This is a genomic window from Mesorhizobium sp. M5C.F.Ca.IN.020.32.2.1 (assembly GCF_004023105.1).
Classification (GTDB): Bacteria; Pseudomonadota; Alphaproteobacteria; order Rhizobiales; family Rhizobiaceae; genus Mesorhizobium; species Mesorhizobium wenxiniae.
Window position 1 is genome coordinate 1 of sequence record NZ_RZSX01000295.1, and the last position, 6,779, is coordinate 6,779.

General features: G+C 64.2%; 5 protein-coding genes and 1 pseudogene. 1 reads left to right on the forward strand and 5 read right to left on the reverse strand.

Annotated elements, in window-relative coordinates:
* The 3 genes and pseudogenes from EOA86_RS16400 to EOA86_RS16410 form a co-directional block, all read right to left on the reverse strand.
* Positions 1 to 336, reverse strand: a pseudogene (locus tag EOA86_RS16400) (Flp pilus assembly complex ATPase component TadA); the annotation flags it as partial.
* A 158-nt stretch (positions 337 to 494) separates the two neighbouring features.
* Complete coding sequence (locus EOA86_RS16405; RefSeq protein WP_128342580.1) at positions 495 to 944, reverse strand: ribbon-helix-helix protein, CopG family; 450 nt, start codon at positions 942 to 944, stop codon at positions 495 to 497.
* Between the two features lie 8 nt (positions 945 to 952).
* A complete protein-coding gene (locus tag EOA86_RS16410; protein WP_128342582.1) occupies positions 953 to 2,935 on the reverse strand; it encodes a conjugal transfer protein TraG in 1,983 nt (660 codons plus the stop codon).
* Positions 2,936 to 3,146: 211 nt separating this feature from the next.
* Between EOA86_RS16410 and EOA86_RS16415 the strand changes: the two genes are divergently transcribed.
* Entirely contained in the window at positions 3,147 to 3,965 is an 819-nt protein-coding gene (locus EOA86_RS16415; RefSeq protein ID WP_128342584.1) for a hypothetical protein, read from the forward strand.
* A gap of 43 nt (positions 3,966 to 4,008) precedes the next feature.
* Here EOA86_RS16415 and EOA86_RS16420 read toward each other — a convergent pair whose 3' ends face one another.
* Positions 4,009 to 5,748, reverse strand: coding sequence for a VirD2 family relaxase/mobilization nuclease (locus tag EOA86_RS16420; protein WP_128342586.1), 1,740 nt, complete (start codon positions 5,746 to 5,748; stop codon positions 4,009 to 4,011).
* A 244-nt stretch (positions 5,749 to 5,992) separates the two neighbouring features.
* Positions 5,993 to 6,754 carry a lytic transglycosylase domain-containing protein gene (locus tag EOA86_RS16425; RefSeq protein ID WP_128342588.1) on the reverse strand — a complete coding sequence of 254 codons (762 nt, stop codon included), beginning with the start codon at positions 6,752 to 6,754 and terminating at the stop codon, positions 5,993 to 5,995.
* Between the last annotated feature and the right edge of the window lie 25 nt (positions 6,755 to 6,779).

Here is a 6,779-nt window from a genome sequence, read left to right on the forward strand (position 1 = left end):
GGCCGGAGCTGTCACGACCGGCGGCAGAAGGCCCTCGAAACGCTCCCCTGATCCGGGCAGCTCCGCCGAGACGCGCGGCGCGCCGGCATGGACCTCGGCGCCGACATGATGCGCGACGAGACGGACGATGCGCTCGCCATCGCTCGCCGAGAGCTGTTCGCCCGTGTCGGCGAGACCTTCGGCCAGCCGGTCGATCCAGAGGCGCCCGTCGGGGTTGAGCATCACCTCGACGATTGCTGGGTCGTCCAGGAAACTGGCCACGGCGGGCCCCAGGGCGGTACGCAGCATGCGCGTGCCGCGTTCGACCGCTACCGACTGTCTGGAAGAAGCAACCATGTCGTCCCCACTCCGCTTGCGTGGCCTACAGGATGGGCACCCTGGATCGGGGACGAGTAGAGAAGGCAGGAATGAGCTGGCGGCAACAAGTCTCAAGCGGCCGTCGTACCCTGGCGTGGAATTACAGGGGAACGGCGGAGCACCCGGTCGGCGTCAACCTATTCCGAGCCGCTCGCCGACGAATCGGAGGTGGGAATGACGTCTTCGGGGATCTCGTTGCGCAGTTTCAGTCCCTGCGCGAGCCGGCGGCCGAGGGCAGCTACGAAGCCGTCGTAGCGCTTGCCTGATTGGGCTCGGGCAGCCGCCTGTGCTGGTTCTGGAAGCTGTGGCGTCGTTGTCAGCCAGAAGCGGACGAATACCGCGAGCGTTTCCACCGAAATACCGAGATCGCGTTCCAGCCGATTGAGGCGCCGGTCGATCTGGTCGAGCCGCTTGGTCATGGCCGCTTCGTGCCGCTCGGCGGCGTCGGGAGAGAGGAACGAGGCGATGGCGGCTTCGGCAACGAGCGACCGCGACAGGTCCCGACGGGCTGCGTGTTCCACAAGCGCCTTCATCACCGGTGGGTCGAGATAGATGGAGAGGCGCTGCTTCTTGCCGGGGTGGGCCATGGCGCGGCTCACAGCATGCCGTCGCCGGGATCGAGATCGGCTTGGCGCGCAACTCGCTGCATGGTGCGGTTGAGATTGCGCGCCAGCACTGCCGGATCCTCGCTGGCATCACGATCGATGTCGAACTCGTCCTCGACCACGGGAGTGTCGTCTGGGACGAACTTGCTGCTGAGCTCGGGCTGCCAACGCTTCTCAGATTCGGTCGGATCTTCGTCACCGATCGACGCCGTAGATCGGAGGTCGCGGGCTGCTAGATCGGGATGTTCGGGTATCCTCAGAACACTCCAGTCGTCCGCGGTCGTTGGCGCATGCTGGATTGTCGGCGGCGGCAGGATGCGTTCGGTGAGGCGTCTGTCCTCATAGTAGCGCGCCTTGCGAGCGCGAATGGGATGCACGCCGGCGACCATGACGATTTCGTCGCTCGTTGGAAGCTGCATCACCTCTCCGGGGGTTAGCAGCGGGCGCGCTGTTTCCTGGCGAGATACCATCAGGTGACCGAGCCAGGGCGAGAGGCGATGCCCGGCATAGTTCTTCATCGCGCGCATTTCCGTTGCTGTGCCGAGCGCATCGGAGACCCGCTTGGCCGTGCGTTCGTCATTTGTAGCGAAGCTCACCCTGACATGGCAGTTGTCCAGGACTGAGTTGTTGGGTCCGTAGGCTCGCTCGATCTGGTTGAGCGACTGGGCGATGAGGAAGGCCTTCAACCCATAGCCAGCCATGAAGGCCAGAGCGGACTCGAAGAAGTCGAGACGGCCGAGGGCAGGGAACTCATCGAGCATTAGCAGCAGACGATGGCGGCTCGATTTGGCGGTGAGATCTTCGGTCAGGCGCCGGCCGATCTGGTTGAGCAGCAGGCGAACCAGCGGCTTGGTCCGATTGATGTCCGATGGCGGAACGACGAGGTACAGCGTTGCCGGCTGATCGGTGCCGACGATATCGGCGATACGCCAGTCGCAGCGCGACGTCACCGTTGCCACCACAGGATCGCGGTAGAGCCCGAGAAAGCTCATCGCCGTGCTGAGCACACCTGACCGTTCATTGTCGGACTTGTTGAGTAGCTCGCGCGCGGCAGAGGCCACTACGGGATGTGGACCGGCCTCACCCAGGTGGCGCGTCTTCATCATTGCGGCGAGCGTGGCCTCGATCGAGCGCGCAGGATCGGACAGGAAGTTGGCGACGCCTGCGAGCGTCTTGTCCTTCTCGGCGTAGAGCACGTGCAGGATGGCGCCGACCAATAGCGCGTGAGAGGTTTTCTCCCAATGGTTTCGGCGCTCGAGGCTCCCTTCCGGATCGACGAGGATGTCCGCGATGTTCTGAACGTCCCGCACCTCCCACTCGCCACGCCGCACCTCAAGCAGCGGGTTGTAGGCCGAGGAACCGGCGTTCGTCGGGTCGAACAGCAGCACGCGGCCATGTTCCGCGCGAAAACCCGCGGTGAGATTCCAGTTCTCGCCCTTGATGTCGTGGACAATGGCCGAACCGGGCCAAGTCAGCAGCGAGGGGATGACGAGGCCGACGCCTTTACCCGATCGCGTGGGCGCGAAGCACAGGACATGCTCTGGACCGTCGTGGCGGAGATAGTCGCGCTCGTAGCGGCCGAGCACGACGCCATCCGGTCCGAGCAGGCCGGCTACCTTGATCTCGGCCGGCGTCGCCCACCGGGCGGAGCCGTAGGTCTCGACGTCGTCACTCTCTCGCGCGCGCAGCACCGACATGAGAATAGCGACTGCGATGGAGATGAAGCCGCCGGACGCCGCGATGATGCCGCCTTCCTGGAAAACCGATCGCGCATAAGCGTCGTAGGAGAACCACCACCAGAAGAAGGCGAGGGGAAGGTAAACAGGCCACCCAGCGAGCTCGAACCAAGGCGTGCCGAGCTGCGGTTGAAAGCCGAGGCGCCACGCCGTCCATTGCGTGGCGCACCAGATTGCCGTCAGTACGATGAGGCCGACGATGGAAATTTGCCCCCAGAGGATTTTCGTTCCTGACATGGTACTCCCTTTCCGGGGGAGAGGTCGGGCTACACGAGTTCCGAGTTCAAGGCAGCTTTGGCCTCGATCGCACCGCCGCGTGTCACGTCGTGCAATGACAGGGGCGGTGCGGAACTAAGGTTGTAGAAGCGAGTATTCATCCCCTTTCGTCGCGGCTATGCAGGAAGTCGGGCGGAAGCGACCGAACGCCGGAACGAGCAAGGACGCCCGTATGAAAGTTGGATACACCGAATTCTCTTTTGACTATGCCTTTACCGAGAATCTGATTCGGTCGGCACCTTCGGCGCCGGTCGGCGCTCCCGTGTTTCCGAATCTCATCCATGAAGCACGTGCTGGTTTCGATATCCGGATCAACTTTCCCGGTGTACCGCTGTTCTTTCAATTCAAATTGCCGGAACTGATGCGAAGGGGAACAGCATTCGAAATCGCCGGGGGAAATTGCCCGGGGCTGAACGTGCCGTTCTATCGGATAGCGCTCATGCGCAGCGACATCTCGCGCCAGCACGCGCTCCTAATCCGCCTCGAACGCCGCTATCCAGGTTGCGTGTTCTATGCGGCCCCGGCACTGCAGAGCGTCGGACATTTCGATACCGCATATAACGCCGCCGAGGTGGCACGCCGGTCTGTTTTCTTTTCGCCTCGAGACATTGGACCTCTCCCAGACAGCAAGCCGCACAGCATCGCTTATCGGCATGATCTCAACGTCGGCTACTTCTGCTCAAACCCGCGTTCGGTGAAAGCCATGACGTACGACGGCCTAGCCGAAGCAGCCCGAAGCCGCTTTGACGAAGACCGCTTTCGCAGGCTTGCCAGCAGCGCACGGGAGTTGCGGGAAGCAGTTGTCGAAATGGCTTCACCGCAGATACGAGAGGCCGAAGGTGCGATCGTCGAGCGAGTGAGCGCCCGTCGCGCTCGCGCAGCTCTGCAACCCTCAACGCGAGAACGAGCCACGATCGATCTCCTGGTAGCCCGCGAAATTGCGCGGATAGACTTTGGAGTCGACCTGCTTGTAGCGCAGCCAGGGCGTTGACCGACTTGGCGTTGAATATTCCCACGCTCCTTACCGTCACGACCTACAGCCCGATTCCCCGTTTGCGGCCAAAGCCCCAGTCAATGGCAGCGTCGCCCCGAGTGACGCCGGAGACATGTTGACCGAGCTTCCTCTCGAGCGACGGCGACCACGGGACGAGCTGGAAACTCAAACCGTCGTCGATCATTGCGAAGCGACCCGATGCCAGCATGAAACGCTGCCGATAGGTTCCGGACACATGACCGCCGGTCGCCGCCTGGTTGAACGACCGGCCGAGTTCGGTTGCCAGCTTGTCGCCGAGAGCTTCGATTTCGCGGCGGCGCAGAGTGTCGAGCAGCCTTCGTGCGAAGATGACCCGACTGCCCTGGCGCTGGGCGAGGCCTTCCTCAACGAGGCGCTCGGCGCGACGATCGAGCGCGGCCCGGACCTCGTGGCCGAAGCCGTCGTCTCCCAGTGGGACCGGCTCGCGGGCAAGCGCTTGACGATCGATCCAGGTCGCACCCGTTGCCGAGATCTGCTCTTCGAGCGGCAGGTCCGAGCGCACAGCGATCGCTAACCTCTGCCGGCCGTGCGTATCCTCGAACTTCCGGAGCTCGACGATCGATCCTGTCGAACTATCGCCGGTCGCGTCGAGGTCGGACAGCGTGATGTGATGGGTGCGTCCGTCGACACCATCGATCACCGCATACGCTGTCCCCTTCAGTTCGTCGTCCAGCCCGCGATCAAGCAATCGCCCAATGATCAGGTCAGACATGTCCTCGCCGGCCAGGACGAAGCTGGCCGACCCGCGCTTGATACCGCGCTCGTCGAGGGCGCGGTGCATGCGTTTTATGATGTCGCCGCGCTCCCCCAGTTGGCGAAGCGTCTGTTCGGCTTCGTCGACGATGAGCCACTGACCCTGGCCAATCTGATGAGCGACGCCGAAGCGCTCGAGCGTTCGCAGCCGGCCCACCTTGAGGGTGAGAAACTCATCGGGCTGCTCGCCCGCGCGCGGTGCCAGGTCGATGATGCCGCTCTTCTGGCTATCCCGTTTGAGCTGGCGGTCGAGACCGGTCCAGCGTTCGGCCCCGACCTGACGTTCGAGCGCCCGTCGGATGTCAAGGTCGGTACGTGGACCGAGTTCCTGGGTAATAAGATCGCGGGCCCGGTCGCGCATACCCTCCTTGATGTAGTCGCGGGAGATGACGAGGTTCTCGCCGTCGTCGCGCACGCCGCGGACGATCAGATGGACGTGCGGATGCTCGGTATTCCAGTGATCGACCGCTACCCAGTCGAGCCTGGTGTCGAGGTCCCGTTCCATCTGGGCGACGAGATCGCGGGTGAAGGACTTGAGGTCGGCCATCTCGAGCGTGTCGTCGGGCGAGACGATGAACCGAAAATGATGCCGGTCGTCCTTGCAGCGCTCGGCGAAATCCTCGGCATCGGCATTCTCCGTGCCCGGACCGAAGAGCCGCGCCTTCTCCCCGTCCCGGGTGACGCCCTCGCGGCGCAGATAGAACAGGTGGTTGGGGAGATTACCGCCGCGCAGATTCATGCGCACCACCCGCGCCTTGATCACCGCGCCACGCGAGCGCGCGGTGAGCAGGCGGTTGGCCTGCACCGTCGCCCTCTGCCCACGTCCGAAGCGCGAGCGATTGGCGGGACCGATTCGACTATGGCGCGACACTGAGCCGCCCGCCTTCTGCGCTGCGGCCAAGGCTTGGGCGATGAAGGAACGGGCGCGCTGCGCCTTGCTCGATCGGATGCGGCCTGGGCGGGTGTGGAACTCGCGCTCGTCGCTCATGGCCGCCGCGCCGCACATCGCACCAAGGTGCGGAAGCCGTTGAGGATTTGCTGTTTGCGCGACGTAGGCGCTGCAAGCGCACATCGCGCAAATGTCCCGCAAGTCGTTGAAATGTAACCCCCCGACCGCAGCGCACATCGCGCCCCTTTATCCTGCCATCCTTCGGTTGCTGCACGGGGTTCCCAGCTGCGCCTTCTCGATGCCACGCTGCGGTTCGCCATGACGCGAGGAGATGGGTCCGCGCTCATGGGGCCAGGCCCTCGCCAAACCTGGCCGCGAAGATGCCATCTCGTGGGAGCGAGGCGGTGTCATCGCCGTGCACAGGATGCACCGTCGTTTCTGCGTCCGACTGACCGTCGGCCTGCTTTGGACCGGCAGGGGTGCCGGCACCGGCCGGCACGACAAAGAGCGGCGCCTCGCGCCAGTCGGTTCGTCTTGGTGTCTTCGGTGGTCGACCCGGCAGCGGCTTGCCACCGAGGATCGGCGCGAGCCTGGCGACATAGTCGCGGGTCTCGGCCGGCAGCGGGCGGCCGGTAGAGAGATATGCATCATAGCGGCTCGGTCCCGCATTGTAGGCTGCGAGCATCGCGCTGATCTTGCCGTAGCGGTCGAGCATTTCGCGCAGATACGCCGTGCCGGCGAGGATGTTGTCGCGGGGGTCGAATGGGTCGTCGCCCAACGAATGGCGAGCGCGCAGCTCCTCCCAGGTGCCGGGCATGACTTGCATCAATCCCATAGCGCCGGCAGATGAGACGGCGCGAACATCGTGCGCGCTTTCGGCTTCCAGGACGGCGCGGATCCAGCGTTCTGGAACGCGAAACCGCTTCGACGCTTCGGCGATGTACGGCGCGAAACGCCGGTCGATCGCCAGCCTGTCGGCGGATGTGCTCTGTGCGAGCGCCGGTGAGCCGGGTGCGAGAAGGGCGACGCCGCAAAGAAGAAGGATGGCGACACGGCAACAAATGCCGCGCCGCCGAAGGGCGTGCGTGATGCGGTGTCGAGGCATCGATCAGTCCTGCGCCTTGTCCTGA

Coding starts and splice junctions, on each gene's coding strand:
- EOA86_RS16425 (WP_128342588.1), bottom strand. CDS start 6,754: ATGCCTCGACACCGCATCACGCACGCCCTTCGGCGGCGCGGCATTTGT.
- EOA86_RS16405 (WP_128342580.1), bottom strand. CDS start 944: ATGGCCCACCCCGGCAAGAAGCAGCGCCTCTCCATCTATCTCGACCCA.
- EOA86_RS16410 (WP_128342582.1), bottom strand. CDS start 2,935: ATGTCAGGAACGAAAATCCTCTGGGGGCAAATTTCCATCGTCGGCCTC.
- EOA86_RS16420 (WP_128342586.1), bottom strand. CDS start 5,748: ATGAGCGACGAGCGCGAGTTCCACACCCGCCCAGGCCGCATCCGATCG.
- EOA86_RS16415 (WP_128342584.1), top strand. CDS start 3,147: ATGAAAGTTGGATACACCGAATTCTCTTTTGACTATGCCTTTACCGAG.